Source organism: Fibrobacter sp. (genome assembly GCA_012523595.1).
In the GTDB taxonomy this organism is placed as follows: domain Bacteria; phylum Fibrobacterota; class Chitinivibrionia; order Chitinivibrionales; family Chitinispirillaceae; genus JAAYIG01.
In genome coordinates, this window is sequence record JAAYIG010000234.1 from 20,973 (window position 1) to 40,125 (window position 19,153).

The 19,153-nt window shown below is 44.9% G+C and carries 18 protein-coding genes; 9 read left to right on the plus strand and 9 right to left on the minus strand.

Annotated elements, in window-relative coordinates:
- Positions 1–13: 13 nt before the first annotated feature.
- Both GX089_16470 and GX089_16475 read right to left on the minus strand, forming a co-directional pair.
- Positions 14–946 (minus strand): RluA family pseudouridine synthase, encoded by a 933-nt coding sequence (locus GX089_16470; protein NLP04091.1) that lies wholly within the window; start codon positions 944–946, stop codon positions 14–16.
- Positions 943–1,869: a response regulator gene (locus GX089_16475; GenBank protein ID NLP04092.1), complete on the minus strand. Its 927-nt coding sequence runs from the start codon at positions 1,867–1,869 to the stop codon at positions 943–945. The genes GX089_16470 and GX089_16475 overlap by 4 nt, the downstream gene beginning before the upstream one ends.
- A 50-nt stretch (positions 1,870–1,919) precedes the next feature.
- Between GX089_16475 and GX089_16480 the strand changes: the two genes are divergently transcribed.
- From GX089_16480 to GX089_16520, 9 genes are all read left to right on the plus strand, one after another.
- Complete coding sequence (locus tag GX089_16480; protein NLP04093.1) at positions 1,920–4,043, plus strand: ComEC family competence protein; 2,124 nt, start codon at positions 1,920–1,922, stop codon at positions 4,041–4,043.
- Positions 4,036–4,407: an STAS domain-containing protein gene (locus GX089_16485; GenBank protein ID NLP04094.1), complete on the plus strand. Its 372-nt coding sequence runs from the start codon at positions 4,036–4,038 to the stop codon at positions 4,405–4,407. The genes GX089_16480 and GX089_16485 overlap by 8 nt, the downstream gene beginning before the upstream one ends.
- The gene (locus GX089_16490; GenBank protein ID NLP04095.1) at positions 4,394–5,572 is read left to right on the plus strand and encodes a hypothetical protein; all 1,179 of its coding nucleotides are present in this window, start codon (positions 4,394–4,396) and stop codon (positions 5,570–5,572) included. Before GX089_16485 ends, GX089_16490 begins: the two co-directional genes overlap by 14 nt.
- A gap of 9 nt (positions 5,573–5,581) precedes the next feature.
- A complete protein-coding gene (locus GX089_16495) occupies positions 5,582–6,127 on the plus strand; it encodes a DJ-1/PfpI family protein (protein NLP04096.1) in 546 nt (181 codons plus the stop codon).
- A gap of 196 nt (positions 6,128–6,323) precedes the next feature.
- Positions 6,324–7,409 carry a glycine cleavage system aminomethyltransferase GcvT gene (gcvT, locus tag GX089_16500; protein NLP04097.1) on the plus strand — a complete coding sequence of 362 codons (1,086 nt, stop codon included), beginning with the start codon at positions 6,324–6,326 and terminating at the stop codon, positions 7,407–7,409.
- An 85-nt stretch (positions 7,410–7,494) separates the two neighbouring features.
- Complete coding sequence (gene gcvH / locus GX089_16505) at positions 7,495–7,878, plus strand: glycine cleavage system protein GcvH (GenBank protein NLP04098.1); 384 nt, start codon at positions 7,495–7,497, stop codon at positions 7,876–7,878.
- The gene (locus GX089_16510; GenBank protein ID NLP04099.1) at positions 7,875–9,212 is read left to right on the plus strand and encodes an aminomethyl-transferring glycine dehydrogenase subunit GcvPA; all 1,338 of its coding nucleotides are present in this window, start codon (positions 7,875–7,877) and stop codon (positions 9,210–9,212) included. The genes gcvH and GX089_16510 overlap by 4 nt, the downstream gene beginning before the upstream one ends.
- Positions 9,203–10,657, plus strand: a complete 1,455-nt coding sequence (locus tag GX089_16515) for an aminomethyl-transferring glycine dehydrogenase subunit GcvPB (GenBank protein NLP04100.1) — start codon at positions 9,203–9,205, stop codon at positions 10,655–10,657. Before GX089_16510 ends, GX089_16515 begins: the two co-directional genes overlap by 10 nt.
- A 139-nt stretch (positions 10,658–10,796) precedes the next feature.
- The gene (locus tag GX089_16520; GenBank protein NLP04101.1) at positions 10,797–11,234 is read left to right on the plus strand and encodes a hypothetical protein; all 438 of its coding nucleotides are present in this window, start codon (positions 10,797–10,799) and stop codon (positions 11,232–11,234) included.
- Positions 11,235–11,375: 141 nt separating this feature from the next.
- Here the strand turns inward: GX089_16520 and GX089_16525 are convergent, their stop codons facing one another.
- The 7 genes from GX089_16525 to GX089_16555 all read right to left on the minus strand — a co-directional run bounded on the left by GX089_16525 (position 11,376) and on the right by GX089_16555 (position 19,122).
- The gene (locus GX089_16525) at positions 11,376–13,031 is read right to left on the minus strand and encodes a response regulator (GenBank protein NLP04102.1); all 1,656 of its coding nucleotides are present in this window, start codon (positions 13,029–13,031) and stop codon (positions 11,376–11,378) included.
- A 23-nt stretch (positions 13,032–13,054) separates the two neighbouring features.
- Positions 13,055–13,783, minus strand: coding sequence for a hypothetical protein (locus GX089_16530; protein NLP04103.1), 729 nt, complete (start codon positions 13,781–13,783; stop codon positions 13,055–13,057).
- A 156-nt stretch (positions 13,784–13,939) separates the two neighbouring features.
- The gene (locus GX089_16535) at positions 13,940–14,818 is read right to left on the minus strand and encodes a hypothetical protein (protein ID NLP04104.1); all 879 of its coding nucleotides are present in this window, start codon (positions 14,816–14,818) and stop codon (positions 13,940–13,942) included.
- The gene (locus GX089_16540) at positions 14,815–15,651 is read right to left on the minus strand and encodes a DUF1189 family protein (GenBank protein NLP04105.1); all 837 of its coding nucleotides are present in this window, start codon (positions 15,649–15,651) and stop codon (positions 14,815–14,817) included. The genes GX089_16535 and GX089_16540 overlap by 4 nt, the downstream gene beginning before the upstream one ends.
- A gap of 65 nt (positions 15,652–15,716) precedes the next feature.
- Complete coding sequence (locus GX089_16545; GenBank protein NLP04106.1) at positions 15,717–16,937, minus strand: 6-phosphofructokinase; 1,221 nt, start codon at positions 16,935–16,937, stop codon at positions 15,717–15,719.
- Between the two features lie 203 nt (positions 16,938–17,140).
- Positions 17,141–18,829, minus strand: coding sequence for an AarF/ABC1/UbiB kinase family protein (locus tag GX089_16550; GenBank protein NLP04107.1), 1,689 nt, complete (start codon positions 18,827–18,829; stop codon positions 17,141–17,143).
- Positions 18,826–19,122, minus strand: a complete 297-nt coding sequence (locus tag GX089_16555) for a hypothetical protein (GenBank protein NLP04108.1) — start codon at positions 19,120–19,122, stop codon at positions 18,826–18,828. Before GX089_16555 ends, GX089_16550 begins: the two co-directional genes overlap by 4 nt.
- Positions 19,123–19,153: the final 31 nt, after the last annotated feature.

Here is a 19,153-nt window from a genome sequence, read left to right on the forward strand (position 1 = left end):
CCCGTAATTTTTTCTACCCCCTCCTGAGTTTCTCCAGAAGTCCCTTCATATCATCAGGCATATCACATTCAATTACACACCTGGTATTTGTGAACGGATGAATAAAAGAAATTAAGCGACAGTGAAGGGCGTGGCGATGGAAGGATAGTGTGTGCGCAGAGGGATTCTCACGCCATCTCTTGTATGAGTCCTCACTCATGCCGTAAAGCTTGTCTCCTACAATCCCGTTTCCTACAGCAGCAAGATGAATGCGTATCTGATGAGTTCTGCCGGTCAGAGGTCTTACTGTAATGAGGGAATGCCTGTTCCCTATAGCTGTTACCCCCAGAATATCAGTCACAGCCTTCTTGCCGTCCAAATCAACTCCAACCTTGTAACTGATCGAGGAAAGCATGTCTTTTTTTAACGGCAGAGAAATTTTCTTGATTCGGCTGTCAAAGAGATTGTGCACAATAGCAACGTACTCCTTCTCAACCAGTCCTTCAGCAAACAATCTCCCTGCTTCCGCCCTTACCGATGAGCTTTTTGCAATCAGCACCACACCCGATGTATCACGGTCAAGCCGATGAGCAGCATGAGCCAGAGGATATGGAGGTTCATGCACATGCCTCAATTGATAAATAAGATTATTCCTGAAAGACTTGCCGGCCCTGTGGACAAGAAGATTGCCGGGCTTGCTTACACCAATAAACCATTCATCCTCATAAATAATTCTGTAGGACAGATCGGCCGGTGGTTCCTGAAACTCTCCAGGATCGTAGATAATAACAGAACCAGGAAATACCTTCTCTTCTGCACCAGCCCTGTGACCATCGAGTTCCACAGAGCCGCTCTCCAGTATTCCGGCCCATTCTTCCTTTGTATGATATGTAAAACGCTTCGACAGGTAAAAAACCAGATCAGTACCCGGTGGGATGTTTCCGGGAATAACCGAACGAAATTTCATAACTCATTTATGTAAAGAGGCTTGTGGCCCTTGAAGGTGTCTGAATAGTAATTGATAATAATTACCTCTGTGCGGCGTGCCTTGTCAATGTTTATTATCAGCCGGTCGATGTATCTGCGCGCTATAAACAAACCCCGGCCATGGGAATCATAGAGCCCTACAGGAAGGCCGTTCTGATCACGGGAATTCTGGCGGTTAAGCCAGTAAAGCACATCGGTTTTCTTCAACCTTCCGCCGACATCACAGATTGAAACCGCGTACTTTTCACTGTCCCTTGCGATTGTAACCCTGATGGCCTCATCCTCTGTAAGGACAAAATCATGCTCCCAAGTCTCCTTGCGGTCAGGGATCTCGTTTCTGATCCCATAGAAAATAGCATTGGTGAGAAGTTCCACAATCACCAGTTCGAGACGGTTTGCCTCCTCCTTGTCACCTATCATCTCGACTATTTTCATCGCGTCCTTGTCCAGGTTCCGCGAACTGAGAATTCTATACTGTGAACTCTGCACATCAGGCTCAAAATAGTGATGCAGCCCGAAAATGTCATTTCGCAGAAGCTTGTTTAAAATTGAGGAGAGCTCCGCGAAATTAAACGGCGATGTTTTGACAAATATATTACCAATATCATATTTCATCGCCATCTCAAAGTAGTCTTCGACATTGTAAGCTGTAATCAGCACCCTTTTTACTGCAGGATACCTGTCCCTCACTTCCTTCAACAGGTCAAAACCCCTCATTGCCGGCATGTTGATATCTGAGAGGACAAGGTCAATGTGTTCTCTGGACAGAACCTCAAGCGCTTCTGCACCACTCGCCGCTTCAAAGACAATGTAATTCTCATTCTCCCTGAGATAATCCAGAATCATCTGCCTTATTTCCAGTTCATCATCAACCAGAAGTATCACTTCTTTTTGATTTTCCATATCATGGCATTCCATTATTTAATTTGTCAGAAATTCCCCAGAAGATAAAGATGAAACATATCAGGGCTTTGCTTAATTCCATTTACGGGATTTTCCCAGGATTGCCCTTCTGGACAAGGCTCCCTGCGCTCATGAGCTGGATTGCTGTTTCCTGCGGAATAGCTGCCTCTTCGCTTTTCCCTATACCTGCCCATAATAGCTTATTGTACACCACTTTTTCAATTGCTGCAACGGTTTCTCTTCTGGCCGGAGTTTTTTCACGTCTGAGAACCATTCAATTCTGCGGTTTCCTCCTTTTCTCAATATTTCTCTGTACCCTCCGCCAGAATAACCAGGAAAAGATTTCCCGGTTACTTTCAGATCACAGCTCAGATTACCACACAATCACAGGCTCAATCACCTCACTTCCGGTAAAATCATATGCAGGTTATAAATTTCTCCTGAAAATTGACTCTGCATCTTTCGACAATGAAAGGATTTTAATCTCCAGGCATATTCTGTGCATAAGCCCCACTGTTCCGCCAATGCATGGCACTCTTAGAGTCTTCGGGAAATGTGCTCCCGGACAGAAACGGCTCAACAGATATGACTTCAATGAATTGACATGGCTAAACTCCAATGGGATTAGCGCCAAAATGAGCGTAGACTCAATGGAGATTTCAGGCATACCAAAAAGCATACCCCAATCAATCGCAGACCTGTTCAGAAACAGGGTATTTTCGGTTCTTGACCGTTTTACAGATCAATCTCATCGCGCAGTTCTCCTTGCAGCCTTTCTCAATGAAAGAGAGCATCTTTCAGCAGAAATAAACACCGCTTACCGCAAATCCGGCATTTTTCACCTGCTTTCGATTTCCGGACTTCATGCAGGTATGATTCTTGCAGCAGCCTATGTACTTCTTGGTGTTTTCCCTGTGAATGCAGCCTCAAGACACGTTTTATCACTGCTTGTATTATGGAGTTACCAGCTTTTTATCGGTTTTATTCCATCCCTTTTCAGAGCAACACTGATGGCTACCCTGATAATCGTCTGCCTGCTCTTTCAGAAAAAAAGCTACTCTTTGCAGTCACTTGGCCTTGCGGGTACTGTATGGCTGATTCTCTCTCCGGAGAGTCTTTTCATGCCGGGTTATCAATTGTCATTTGCGGCCACTTTCGGTATCATCGCTCTCCAACCTCTCTTTTCCTCTCTCTGCCCCAGACTCAGCATCCCAATCTGGAACTCTCTAGTCAAATGGCTTTACTCCACCTTCAGTGTTTCCTTCGCTGGATTCATAAGCACCGCCCCTGTCCTCCTATATCACTTCGGTACATTATCCATTTACGGCCTGATTGCAAATCTTGCCGCAGTTGGCCTGATGTCAATCTGCATGTGGTCCTTTTTTGCAAGCCTTGTATTTGAATCTCTCATCCAACCCCTCTCCTCTTTGGCGGTAATTGTCTCTTCAATTACACTCAGTCTGATAAACTGCATTGCGGGTCTGTCGAACAAGATCCGCTGGAGTGAAATCGCACTGCCTGTTCCACCGGCGGAGATCATATTACTTTACACAGTTATAATAATTGCTTTCATATTGGCAGATCGTAGATATGTCCGTGTAATCCTTTCCTGGACAGTGCCGCTTTTTCTGCTTATCATACCGATATCCTTTCTGCTGAGATTATCTCCTGAAAGTCTGACTGTTGAAAGATTCTATACAAAAGGGAACAGTTCTGTAACTGCGGTAAAATGGCCCCACAGAGGAGTATGGCTTTTCTGTGACGGAAATGAAAAAAAGCTCGCATCAATTTACAGGTTCTCAATTCAGAACTGGATAAGGCATAATCCGTTATCTTTTGTGGAAAAGGCATATTTGATAGAAAAAAGTCCGCGACAGGTAAATTCCCTCTTTACAGACACACAGGAAAAAACCGGAAATTTAATTACTTCTTTCAGGCAATCTGCAAATGAGAGGTTGTTCAGGAAAACATCACCATGCAGTTGTGTGTTCTCTGTTGATGGGAAAGATATCAGACTGATCTGCGCCGATAAATGGGTAAACTTCAGCCTGAAAGACAGTTTAGTCAGATGGGGCGATGTGAACACAGCAGATACATCTATATCAGAAATACCAATCCGCCTGACTTTCAACCGCAGGATGGTAAAATTATCTACTCAAAGAGGTATTGATTAATTATCTTAGTATCATGCAGCTAAAAACTGAAGTATGGAATGGCTGGCACCTTATCTCTTTGGGTGGTCAATTTGTGGTAAGAAACCTGGCACCTGTCAGATCTGAACTGGATTCAGCAGAAAACAGTGATTCTCACCGGGTTGCACTTGACCTCTCCGACTGTACACACCTTGACTCCAGTGCAATCACTCTGATCGTCAATTATTTCAAACGGCTGACCAGTAAAAATGGGAAAATGGTTGTCTACGGAATCAATAAGGATATAAAGGAAATTTTCTCAATTGTCGGTCTCGACAGAATTATCCCAGTCTACTCCTCAAAAGAAGATTTCCAGCAAAAAGTCAGCGAAAATGTGGAAACTTAAAGTCTTCTGCCTTTCCGCATTCCTGATCCCTTTTCTCCTGTGCACCAATCCATCGAAGCCCGAACAGACCCTTCTTTTCCGCAATTGGTTTACAGGTCAAACCACCGCAGAAAATAAGCCTGCATTTAAAATTCAAGACATAGATTCTCTGGCTCTGCATTTCAGGAAAATCGCGAAAACGGGGTCATTCTCTGAAACGCTGACCGACTCTGCATCGGTACAATATATGATCGGATACCGGACCCCCGACACACTGCGACAGGACACCCTTTATCCCCTTGTCATCTATCTTCACGGCGGCACAGGAACAGCACTTAACAACAAAGGTGAGAAAGCTTTCGAAATGCTGCTTCCCCTGGCTGACAGCATGCAGCTTTTCCTCGCCAGCCCCTCTGCAAACAGATACTCTCCATGGTGGAGTCCTTCAGGACTCTTCAGGATTCTGCAGACACTGAGATTTATGACACTCCATTACCCGGTAAACCCGGAAAAGGTTTTTCTGGCGGGTGTCTCAGATGGTGCTGCGGGATGTTTTGCGGCAGCAAATACAATTAACGGACCCTTTGCCGGCTTTCTCGCCATCTCAGGGTATGGAGGAATTCTTCAGGCAACAGGAATGCAGATCTTCCCTGGCAATATCATGCTCCGCCCGGTATATAATGTCAACGCTGGAAAAGACCATCTCTACCCACTCAGAACAGTAAACCGCTTTCTGGACTACCTGGAAGAAAACGGTGCTAATGTGATAAGGAAAGAGTATCCGGATGAGAAACACGGGTTTGACTACCGGATGCAGGAGATGGGGACAATAGCCGGATTCTTAAGAACCTGGTCACGCCCTGCTTTCAATTCGGTATCATGGCATTTTGTACCTGGATTCCCCAATCTGCCTCCCGGTATAATTGATTGGAAATTAAAGGATGAAACAGGCAAAGGATTTCTAAACGGATACATGGTTTCCGATACATTCAAAATAAACTCAGAGGGGCTCCGCTACGCAGTCCTGAGTCTTCCGGCTTCTGACAAGATTTTCATCCAGGCAGGTGAAAACCCTGTAAAAATTGAAAAAGAGGAAAAACTCAATAGTCAATTGATTTTACAGACAATAAGGAGTTCCTGTTTTCCGAATCCCAAACTGGAGAGAGTGTTTAAAATCAGCTTATAGGAGGTAAACATGTCACATGTAATTACAGTTTTAGCTGACGGGTTTGAGGAGATCGAGGCTGTTACGTTCATAGACCTGCTAAGAAGGGCTGATATAAAAGTAACGATCCTGGGGCTCGAGAGCAAAGAGGTGCGGGGGAGTCATGATATAAGGATCACCTCTGATATGCTGCTCAAAGATTTCAATGGATCATTCGATGGGATAGTACTTCCTGGAGGAATGCCGGGAACAAAAAACCTTGCCGAATCTCCGGAATTGATCAAAAGGATTCAAAAGGCAAACTCCGAAGGCCTTCTCTGCGCCGCGATTTGTGCAGGACCGAGCGTACTGGCCCGTGCGGGAATTCTGGAGGGTGTTAATGTAACCTGCTATCCCGGAGTTGAAAAACAGCTACCAGGTGCCAGGCTCCAGGAAACTGCCGTGGTACGGGACAAAAACATCATAACCAGCCGTGGAGTGGGAACAGCAATCCCATTCGCCCTGGAACTGATCTCTTACCTTACCAGCAAAGAGGTTTCTTCCAGGATAGCTAAATCAATAGTTTTCAACGGGTGAGCTGGGAAAAGGCTTCGGGTATCAGGCTTGCCTGATACCCAATATAAGACCGGTATGGACTGGTATAGACGGTATGGACAAAGAAATAGAGGTGTTAAGAGGTGATGGTTTAATTAGTTATACTTTGCCCCTAAAAAAGTTGTATTTTCTCCTTTTTATCTGAAATCTTCCACTCCTTCCAGAACTGTGTCCTGCTATGAAAAAAACAGTCCTTTATGAGAAGCATTTAGCCCTGAATGCTAAAATGAGTCCTTTTGGCGGATTTGAAATGCCGATTCAATATGAGGGGATCATAAAAGAGCACAATGCAGCCAGAAAATCTGCCGCTATTTTTGATACCTGCCACATGGGTGAATTCCTTATCCAGGGAACAGGGGTTGTCGAAGACCTGGAGAGAATAGTCTCCTGTTCGGTTAAGGATATTAAGATCGGAGGATGCAGATACGGTTTGATCTGTAATGAACAGGGCGGAGTAATCGACGATCAGATTCTTTACAGGCTCGAAGAGAACAAATTTTTCATGGTAGTCAATGCATCCACGCAACCAGGTGATTTTCAATGGATCAAAGAGCACCTTTCAGAAAACAGCAGCATTGAAAACCTCTCAGATCAGACTGCCAAAGTGGATATTCAGGGACCCCTGGCCCCGAAAATACTCTCAAAACTCATGACCGAGCCGATTGAGGACATGAAGTATTTCACATTCAAATACAATTACTGCCACGGGGAAAAGGTTCTAGTCTCCAGAACAGGATATACAGGTGAAATTGGATTTGAAATCTACTGTTCAAATGACCTGGTTCTGAAACTCTGGGATGAGTGCATCGAACTGGGAGCAGTACCTGCCGGTCTTGGAGCCAGAGACACACTGAGACTGGAAATGGGGCTACCGTTATACGGACACGAACTGAGAGAGGACATAAATGCCGCAGAAAGCGGCTTGACACGCTCTATCGCATCCAAGGATTTCATAGGGTCATCGGTAGTGCTTGACAGTTCAAAAAGAACCCGTATCCTTTCCGGAATAATAATCGATGGCAGAAGGGCTGGACGTGCAGGAGATATCGTTCTGGACTCTGATGGTAATGAAACCAGCTTCATTACAAGCGGAAGTTTCTCACCAAGCCTGGGAATAGCTATCGCCCTGGCGTATGTGAAACCGGCACCTGTTGGTGAACCGGTAAAAATAAAAACTGAACGCGGAGAACTGACGGGAAAGATTGCGGAGGTTCCTTTTTACAAAGAGGCAACAGCCAGAGCAGACATAAGAAAATTTCTATGATCCTGTTTCTATACTGTGCTGCTCCATATAACCACGATTACAGTAAACTGTTGGATCTTCAACCAATCATAGAAGGAGAAAAAACATGACACCAAACGATCGCAAATACACCAGAACACACGAATGGGTTAAAATTGAAGGAAATATAACCATTGTTGGTATCACAGAGCATGCACAGGATGCCCTTGGCGACATAACCTTTGTGGAACTGCCTAAGGTTGGCACTGAAGTCGAGAAGGAAAAGGAATGCGGAGTAATTGAATCTGTAAAGGCGGCAAGTGATCTCTACTCTCCAATCTCCGGATCCATATCAGAGGTCAATACAGAGTTGGAAACCACCCCGGAAGTAATCAACAGCGATCCCTATGGAAAAGGCTGGATCTTTAAAATCACCAATTTCAATGAAGCAGAACTGGACAGTCTCATGGATGCTGCTGCTTACGAATCATTTCTGGAGACCGAGCAATGAGTTTTATCGCAAATACCGAAGAGCAGCAAAGAGAGATGCTGCGGGTTTGCGGGGTAAATTCGATTGATGAACTGTTCGTGGATATCCCCCCCACCCTTAAACCACGCTCTTTTTCTCTCCCACAGGGGAAATCGGAACTCGAGATCGATTCCTTTTTCCAAAAGCTGGCAAAGAAAAACTCCACTGATCTGATCAGTTTCCTTGGAGGTGGTTTCTACGATCATTTTATACCGGCAGCAGTCGATGCACTGGCCTCAAGGAGTGAGTTTTATACTGCATACACACCATATCAGCCGGAAATCTCTCAGGGGATGCTGCAGGCTATCTACGAGTACCAGACAGATATCTGCCGTCTTACCGGGCTTGATTTCTCAAACGCATCTCTTTACGACGGTGGTACGGCACTCTATGAAGCCTGCCAGATCGCCATCAACGCAACCGGAAGGCGCAAGATAGTCATCGATGGAGGGGTGAATCCGATCTATCGCAGGATGGTCCACACCTACACTGCCAATCTTTCCATAGAACTGGTAGAGGTTATGCGTGCACCGGGACAGACCGACCGGAATAAAATTTTTGAAGCCATGGATGATAAAACCGCTGCTCTGCTGCTTCAGAACCCTGATTTTTTCGGTACCATCGATGATCATTCAGATATTGCAGAAAAATGCCACTCTCTCGGGATCCTGGTTGTGCAGTCGGTCTATCCCGTAGCTATGGCCTTTCTGAAATCTCCTGCAGAACAGGGAATCGATATCGCAACCGGTGAGGGCCAGCCACTTGGAAACCCGCTGTCATTCGGCGGACCTTATCTGGGGTTCATGGCTGTAAGGAAAGAACAGGTAAGGAAGATGCCTGGAAGGATGGTGGCGGCTACGGTAGATTCCAGGGGTCAGAAAGGATTTGTCCTCTCTTTACAGGCAAGAGAGCAGCACATACGCCGGGAGAAGGCGACTTCCAATATCTGCTCCAACGAGGCACTCTGTGCTTTGAGGGCACATATCTATCTGAGCCTAATGGGTAAAGAGGGACTGAAAGATGTGGCCTCGCTCTGTATTGACAAGGCACATTATGCCATGGAAAAGATTAAAAAGATCCCCGGGGTTTCTGTTATGGATTCCTCACCAATATTCAATGAGTTTACAGTTAAACTTCCGATCAATGCCGAAGAGTGCGTCGAAAAGATGATCGGGCATGGTTTTGCCGCTGGTTTCCCTCTGGGGAGATACTATCCCGGGATGGAAAACCACCTTCTCATTGCTGTCACAGAGAAACGGACAGAACAGGAGATCAGCAGATTTTCGGATGCACTGGAGGAAGTATTATGTCGTTAATTTTCGAAAAATCTGTAAAGGGAAGAAAGGGAGTAAACCTTCCGGCCAGTGATGTCCCGGTTCATTATGAAATTCCCTCTAATTATCGGCGCGGACAGGATGCGAATCTATGTGAACTTTCCGAGCTTCAGGTTGTAAGGCATTTCACCGAACTTTCCAGGAAAAATTTCGGGGTGGATAACTCTTTTTACCCTCTTGGTTCCTGTACGATGAAGTACAATCCCAAGATCTGCGAAAAAATCGCATCAATAGAGGGTTTCAGCTCTCTTCATCCTCTTCTCGCACAGCTTCCAGGGGGAGAGATGCTTACTCAGGGCGCCCTATCGGTTCTCTATGATCTGGAACAGTTGCTTTGTGAAATCACCGGGATGGATGCTTTCACGCTGCAGCCGATGGCTGGTGCCAATGGAGAGCTTACAGGTATGATGCTTATCGCGGCATATCATCGATATAAAGGAAACCATAAAACTGAGGTCCTTATTCCCGATGAAGCGCATGGGACTAACCCGTCAAGTGCAGCAACAGCAGGATTTCAGGTCAGGTCTATTCCCACGGGTGAGAATGGAATTCTGGATATTGAAGCGCTGGAATCGGCAATATCTGAAAAAACAGCAGCAATCATGCTCACTAACCCGAATACTCTTGGGCTTTTCAACTCGCAGATAGAGAAAGTATCAGAGATTGCCCACAAACATGATGCCCTGCTTTATTACGATGGGGCGAATCTTAACGCCATTATGGGAAAATTCCGGCCTGGTGATGCTCATTTTGATGTGATGCATGTTAACCTTCATAAGACCTTTGCCACACCTCACGGAGGTGGCGGACCAGGATCGGGACCGGTTGGAGTCAGAAAAGATCTGGAACAATTTTTGCCGGTTTCACGTATCATAAGAAGAAGTGATGACACCTATGCATTGAGTTACGATTATCCTCAATCCATTGGTTACATAGCTCCTTTTTACGGAAATTTCGCGGTATGTCTCAAGGCTTACACATACATTCTGCTTTTGGGTGGTGATGGGTTGAAAAGGGCGAGTGAAAACGCGGTTCTCAATGCGAACTATGTGATGCATTCTCTAAAGGAGAGTTATCACATTCCTCACCTGCGCACCTGTATGCATGAATGTGTGTTGAGTGCAAAGAAGCAACTTGAGAACGGCGTGCATGCCATCGATATTGCAAAGGCTCTGATCGACCGGGGATTCCACCCAATGACCATCTATTTTCCGCTCATTGTTAAGGAGGCTATGATGATTGAGCCTACGGAGACAGAGGGCAAGGAGACACTGGATGAGTTTATCGGAGCTATGAAAGAGATAGCAGAACAGTCCGTCAGTAACCCTGAAAAATTGAAACAGGCACCTCTTTCTACTCCTGTGGGCCGTTTGGATGAAACCAGGGCTGTAAAAGAGATGGATTTCAGTTATAAGGAAAAAAAGTAAACCAGAATATGGTCGCAAACCACAAATGAATAGAAGATTCGAATTTTTGGTAACATATTGCTTTCACAAACATAATTTATTATACTATAAGTATAGTAGTGTCTCTAATGTCGACAAAATAGTAAAAAGGAGCATTTTTATGCGTTTAAGTAAGTGGGCAGTGATCCTGGCATTCGCCGCATCCGTCTTTGCTGCACCAGAAAAATACGTACAACCTACCAAAGAGGGTACTGGTGTTTATAAGAACGAAATCCGTGAGGTTTATGAGGAGCCCATTTTTTCTGTCGGTACCCAGGATCGTCTTCAGATCCTTGAGACAAAAGCCCGTCACTACAAAATCAAATCAGCAACGGGCCAGGTTGGCTGGGTTGAAAAAAGGCTCGTAGTTACAGTTGGAAAAAGCAAAACATTCGTGTTCGATAATGCAGAAGTTATCGGGTATCTCGACAACCCCACTCCGGTGTACATTATTGATACCGATGATCCCAATGCGGACCCCATCAACCTGGACCGTTCATTCAAAGATGCTCTCAGGGAAAATGTAGACAAGGAAACTGTTGAGCGTCAGGTCAAGTAGTTTACAAAATTAATTCGGAATAAAAAAAGGCAAAACGAAAGTTTTGCTTTTTTTTTATCCCTTCCTGCTTGTGCGACAGGGCATTACCTGTTCTAAAACAGACGTTCTATAAGATGAAAAAGAAAAGTCCCCCTGAGACTCTTATTTAAAAGTCGCCTCTTCCTTTTTCTTCATCAGCAGACGCCAGATCTTATCCACCAGTTCTCTCCCGTTAAACGGTTTCACTATGAAATCATCCGCACCGTTTGCAAAGCACATCTGAATTTCATCGTTCTGAGTGCCAGCAGAGAAGAAGGCTATCGGGGTCTCGCGCGTTTCCTCCTGTGACCGCAGGATACGGCATATACGATACCCATCAAGGCCAGGAAGATAAGAGTCCATAAGAATAACCGAGGGATAATGCTGGAAAGCAAGCCTCAGTCCTTCTTCACCGGTTTCTGCTACAAAAATCTCAAAAGCATTCTCCAGAACCATTCTGGCAATCTCGACAGCCTCTCGATCACTATCTATAAAGAGAATTGTGGGTTTGCGGTCAGTCTTGTCATCGATCTCGACCACGGTGTTCTCAACCCGGTCCAGAATAATCGCCTTTGTCTCATCATCATCCCAGCTTATCTCCGATTGCATGGGAAGGATGATATGAAATGCGCTGCCCGGGAATGAGTTCTCTTTGACACCTTCACTTTCAACCCAAATCCTGCCCCCGTGACGGTCGATTATACCCTTCACGATAGATAATCCCAGACCTGTCCCCCCCCCCATGAACTTTGCATAATCGGTACTGTGCCTGTTGGCGCTGCCTACCTCATAGAAGGGATCGAAAATGTTTTTCTGCTCGCTTTTGTCTATTCCGATTCCGTGATCTTTAACTATGACATGGAAGCTGTCATGGTTTTCCACGAACATTCTCACCTCTACAGCTGAGCCGTCAGGAGAGTACTTTATGGCATTACTGAAGAGATTTGTAAATACCTGCTGCATGCGCATCCGGTCCCCGTAAAAATGGGGAAGCGACTCAGGAAAATCGCAATTGAAAACTATACTGCGTTTTATAGAGAACTGTGAGAGTTCCTCAATGCAATCCTTTGCTACCGTCCCCAATTCCAGCATCTCCGGTTTAAGCCTCAGCCGTTTCTGCTCTATCCGGGTAACATCGAGAATATTGTTTACCACCTTATGAAGTCTGTCTGCTGCGCGGTTTATACTCTCCACCATCCGGTAAATACCACTGTCCAGCTTGTCCTGCATATTGTCAATGATAATATCGGAATACCCTTTTATTGAGGTCAGTGGAGTTTTCAGCTCATGTGAAGCGATACTGAGAAAATTGGACTTCAGTTCAGACACTCTCTTGAGCTCTGAGTTGGAGCGAATAAGCTCAGAGTTCATCTTTGCGGTCTCCAGGTTCTTCTTTTCCAACTGCTCAGCCAACCGCAGGTCAGAAGTGATATCCCTGAAAATTAAAGCAATATGCTCCTGCTGATTTCCGTTAATGTCAACATGGAAATAATCCAGTTTACATATAATTGTTTCTCTTTTCCCGGACTGCAGAAGAACTCTCGCCTGTCCCTGCTTGTCATTCAGAATTCTCTTCAGGAGTTCTTCCCATGACACTTCACCGCTCATCTCAGATACATACTCTGTCAGAGGTTTCCCAATCAGATCCTCACGATGACAACCTAACATCTGCTGTGCCAACAGGTTGGCATAGTGCACAACCCCATCAGCCTTCAGAAGCACTATACCAACTGTTGCGTGCTCGACTATCCGGGCAAGAAGCAATATTTCATGATCCATGATTATTCTCTCACTCAACTTTGTTAAACCGGTACCGTTCCGGTCCCCTTTATATTTTCATTCTGTCTGATTAACAAGTTTAATGTATTAGTAAATCGTTGTAACAGTTCACAGTGATTTTTGCTGAAATTTTTCAAATTGTAAAGGATATCGGAAAATACCGAAGCTCCCAGGCCATAAAGGTCCTCAACAGAAGCAATCGCTTCGGAACTGGTGTTTGGGATTTTACGATCGTTTATGACTAGGAGAGCTTTAAACACAGGGATAAGCTGCAGCACAGAATTCCTGAGAAGTTTTTCTGTCTTATCCGACTTTCCGCTGACAGCCAGGTAATCTGCATTTAAATGCAGAAAGAGATTCTTAAGCTCTCTGCTGCATTGTATGCCGAGCAGTTCCTTTTCGACCTTTACCTCTCCCAGGAGATCCTCTCCAAACAGTATGCGATAATTGCTTTGAATATCCAGAAACTGAACAGGTGAGGCATCAAGCAGCATTCCGATACCATCCCGATTCATAAAATAAGTAACTTCAACACCCCTTCTCTGCCATTTCCGGTAAACACCAGCACAGGCCTCGATTTTTTCAACCGGAATGCCATTAAAGATAAATATTGTACTTATTTCAGATTTTCCGGGATGATACTCATGTGAAACTGCGCTTCCAAACAGTACAGCACTGATAAGGCCATCCCCTGTTATCTTTAAATAATCAGAGATCAGCCTGTCCACTATATCGTTTGGATTCTTTATCACAACATCCCGCCCCTGACCTGCTTATGCTGGTACTTTATAAAAATGCGTAAAGGACCACCACACAGGCAAAAAAATCTATATTCCGGAAACAGTTCTGTGTCTAGAAAAAAATTGTGATCATGAAGCTTCTGAAGAGCCGGGAAGCACTTTTTGAAATTATTCACCTCGCAGTTGCTGAATCTCTTTGTTTAAAATGTCTGCTCCATTGAAATCTTCTTTTCTCACTGCGGCAATTTTTTTTGCATAAAGTTCCAGCAATTTGTAATCAGTCGATGTAAGTTCACCCTGACTTTTTACCAGATCGATAATCGCCTCTACATCATCTCTGTATGGATATCCATCCATAAAATTGCGAAAAAGGTTCTCCACAGGCTGAAATGTTTGCGGTTCTTTGCGACTGTAAAGAAGGTTAGGGATAAATTCCTTGAGCAGTTTCTCCTCGACATTCACTCCAGGTGTCATCACGGTGGGTGTAATAGTCTCGTTACGTTCGATCTGTGAAATAAGCATCTCTATCTCATTTCTGACTTTCTGATGCTCCTGCTCACGAAAACGAGCCTGATACAGGATCGGAAGTGCATTGACCCCTAATACCGCATTGCCTATGTTCTTAAAGACTCCAATAAAGAAAATATCCCCTTCCTGGCGCAGGATCTCTTCCTCGGAGTGAAAAGGCACAATTTTGGCCGGAGTAGGAATAAACTCCTCCATCTCACCCATATTCTCGAGACGTTCCTTTAATTTCTGAGGGTCAAGTGCAGACTCGATCCCATCCATTCTCTCAAGCAGCTCCGCCAGTCCCTCTCCAAGCCCCTCCTCTAAAGATACCCCCATCTCTGATTTGAGAAAATCTTTTAGACTGCTCTGCTCTTTAAAATTCCCCTGAGCTACGAGTAGCCCATTGTGAATCATCGAGGCTATCGGATGCTTCATCGATGCAAGATCAGATGGGTCAATATCAATCAGCGCATAAACAATCACCCGACCATCAAGACGATCACTGTCTCCTTTTTTCTGCTCAATATCAAGAGTCATAACAAATCTCCAGATTTGTTTGAATTGTTCCCTGTTGCCACTACCGCCCTGAACATGACAATGGTAGAAATAAAGATAAGAATATGCCATGTCCAGTACAGTTTTACTCCGGATAATCCGATCATAATACTTCCAACACAAATCGGTGAAACTGCAAAGCAGGCAGCCCTGATGTAATGCCCTATTCCACGCTCACGCTCAACCCTGAAAAGATATGCAGCTATTGCCAGAAACGAGATACTGAAAACAAGCATAAATGTGCTCTGCGCGAGATTAGAAAAAAAACACAATATCAAGAAACCGAACAGATTTTTCAGAATAAAAGCTTTGATATGTTCTGATGTAAATTTAAGATTGTTATTACCCAGAAGAACCTGCTTGTAGGGAACACTTACTGATGTTTCAGCGTTGAGAAAAACGATCATGTTTTCTGATTTCATAACGATTGCAGGTACCTTCATAGAGTATCCGGAAACTGCAGAAGTATCGAGAATCAGCATGGAGTCAGTATCGTTATCAAAGACACTGGGAACACCGAACAAAAGATCCAATACAGGCAGAATAAGATATGCCGGAGGCACATAGGGAGTAGGCAGACTGGTCAGCAGCTTGCCATCTACAATTTCAGTGCCCGGAAAGGCAGCCTCAAGGCGTTTTGTAATACCCCTCTGCTCATCTATCATATAATAAACCTGAGAGACACTGGTCAGAAAAGCTGTAAGGAGAAGAAGCTGCAATAAAAAGCGGACGATGAATCCCTTGCTTGCTGCAAGAATTTCTTTGTAAAAGGGAGGATCGACTATACTTCTGTGCAGTTGTTCAAAAAAACTCAAATTTTATCCTCCCCCATGATTTTCCGGCTGCCTGCCCGGAAGGGCAGGCAACCGGTATGAAGAACTTAACATCTGTTAAGGATTTTTTCCACCCTTGGAGCGGAAATCCTATCATACTGCGGCATCGCCCCGATAAGCGGCCGGGCGTAATTTTTAAAGGCCGTTGTAACAGTTGAATTCTTGGCATCGATGAATTCAGGCGGCATCGACTTTGTATTGCGGGCAACAGTCTTGAGAGGAGTAAGGAAATACTCCACAGAATAATCACCCGTACGTTTGATAGCCACGCTACCATCGACATTGTTCCAAACAGAAAACTGAACAGCTTTCTCTCCCACTTCACGCGCCTCATTGGCATCGATCTGGGAAACGGTACCCAGGTAACTTCTCTGAAGATATCCGAAAGTGTCGGTTCTCACCCGTTTTATCTTCAATTCTGTTTTAATGAGGTCTGCCAGAGCATCACCCAGTGCACCTGTGCCTGAGAGCTGTACATTCCCGTGGGCATCTTTTTCCATGTTCTTTGTAAGAGCGGTTATAATCGGCTCTTTGTTGACATCACAGATACCCTCAGACACGGCGATTACACAACGGCCGTTCTCTTTATAGATACGATCCACATCAGCCAGGAATTTTTCTTTGTCAAAGGCAACTTCAGGCATATATATCAGATGAGGTCCATCATCGGGGAATTTTTTGGCGAAAATGCTCGTCGCAGTGAGAAATCCTGCGTTTCTGCCCATAATCACACCGATATAGATACCCGGAATACTCCTGTTGTCGAGGTTGATTCCGGCAAATGCCTGGCTCACAAAAAGACCTGCAGAACCGAAACCGGGACAGTGGTCTGTAACCAGAAGGTCATTATCAATTGTTTTTGGAATGTGTACCACTCTGAGCTCATACCCTGCCTTCTGGGCATTTTCGTTGACAATACGGCAGGTATCCGCTGAATCGTTCCCACCACAATAATAAAAGTAACGCACATCGTGAGCTTTCAGCACATCGAATATTTTCTTACAGTATTCTTCATCAGGTTTGTCACGCGTAGAGAGCATCCCTGAGGATGGAGTACGGGCAACCATTTCAAGATTATGTGTCGTAGCCTGTGTAAGATCAAGGAAATCCTCGTTAACAATGCCTCGTACACCATGGATGGCGCCGTAAATATTCTCAATATTATCAAATTTCCGCGATTCCAGAACAACTCCAACCAGACTCTGGTTAATTACCGCGGTCGGGCCGCCCCCCTGAGCGACAACTGCCTTACCATGTAACTTTGCCACAAATAGCTCCTTTGAAAACTGATGAGAAAAAAGCCAACAAACCCGAAAAAGGTGTAAGGAACAAAATAGAAGATGCTTTTACCGCACCAAAGAACTTTCTTACCAGCCGAGTGGGGTAAAGTAGATGCAAAGATGTTTAGAATGATGTGCAAAAACAAGAAAAAAAATACAAAAGAAAGGATCGTAAAGGGAAGAGAGGGATTTTACATTTTTTCCTGCTTTCGAATAGAAATAAGCAGTCCAAATCCCATAAAAGCAGCAATCAAAAAGCCCGCCAGCCCTATGACAGGCAGACCGTAAAAAGAGGGTGGTACATTTGAGAGCACAACTATTGATGAGCCCACAATGAGTGATGCCAGTACAAGACCATAAACCAATCGGTTTATCATTGTATCGAATTTTCTTATAAGCGGATCAAGTCCTCTGTGCTCAAACTCAAATCTCGCCTTTCCGGCTTTCATTAACTGGAGAATATCTCTGGCTTCTGATGGCAGATCCCTTATCAGAAAAAAGATATCCTGCAATGTGTCAGCTCCCTCGTGAGCCAGATTTGCTAAACCAAACTGCTCCTGAACCAGCTTCCGGGCAAAAGGTTCAAGATGCTCCATCATGTTGAAATCGGGATCAAGCTTGTATCCGATTCCTTCCATTGTAACCATGGCTTTTACAAGCAGGTAAAAGCCGGGTATCACCCGCAGCCTGTGCACCACAAGAAGCCTTGAGAGCCTGTTGAGAACATCTCCGATATTGATCATCGAAAGAGGCCGGGACGCATACTCCTGAATAAGTTCGGTGATCTCGTACTCCAGATCTGTCCTGTTCTCTATTCTATGATTTGACATATCATAGAGAGTCTTTACTATGCGCTGAGGATCACGATTGGCAACACCCACTATCAATGAGCCAAGCCATTCCCGTGATGTAGGTGTTAAGATACCGGTCATACCCAGATCCAGAAAACAGATTATGTTTCCCTCTTTGACAAGCAGATTACCGGCGTGGGGATCAGCATGGAAGAATCCGTGAACGAAGATCTGTTTAAGCACCAGCGATGCCCCCCTGCTGGCGGTTTCCCTGGGATCAATACCGGCCTCCCTCAATTCATTCACATTGGTGATTTTTATTCCATGGATAAACTCAGTTGTAATTACCTTTCTTGTGGTTAAATTGTGATACACCTCCGGAATATAAATATAGGGATCTCCCTTGAAATTGCAGGCAAAGTGGTCGATATGAAGAGCCTCTATGTGAAAGTCAAGTTCTTTGCGTATAGCACCCGCAAATTCATCCACAAGCTGTATCGGATTGAAAACATCCATCCCCTGCACATGCTTTTCAAGTAGCGATGCCAGATGATACATGATTTCTATATCGGTGACGATCTGCTCACTTATGCGCGGCCTCTGCACCTTGACAGCCACCTCCTGGCCGTTTTTCAGAGTCGCCTTGTGGACCTGTGCGATTGAGGCTGACGCAAACGGTGTCTCGTTAAAAGTGCAGAAAATTTCACTGACCGGTTTTCCAAGCTCCTCCTCTATGGTTTTCAGTGCATCGGTTTCAGAGAAGGGGGGAACTGAGTCCTGAAGTTTTTCCAGGGCAGTGATAAGATCTGCCGGAAGGATATCGGGGCGGTTGCTCGCAAACTGTCCCAGTTTGATAAATGTAGGCCCAAGTTCTTCCAGAGCCATTCTGATCCGGTCCCATCTTGAGATCTCCTCTATCTTTTTGTTTTTCTTTACTCTTAATATTCTTGTTCCTGCGCTGATGTAACGCTCGATGTTGACTCTTGATAGAAGATCCCCGAAACCGTACTTGACCAGAACAGATCCTATTTCACCATACCTTCCGATATGGCGGTAATGGATTCCCTTGTGACGTCCAAAGCTTATCACTTATTCTCCTGCTTCTCAAGTTTGCTCAAACGGCATTGAATATCCTGTAATTCCGCCCTGGAAGGGATATTCAGTTTTTTAAGGGCTGATTCGATTTTCTCATTGACCAGCTTTTCGAGCGAACTTCTGGCCTCATCTGTTCTTTTCATCAGTTCATCGATAAACCTCTTCCCCTCTATCTCCGACATCTTTGCTTCCATAACGATTTTCCTGCCTATCTCTTCGGCAGCTTCCCTGGTCACCATGGCAAGCCCTACAGCCGCATAGATCGATTTTCTCAACAGGTCAAGCATATGTCTCCTTTGCTGAAATGAGAGTGTGATT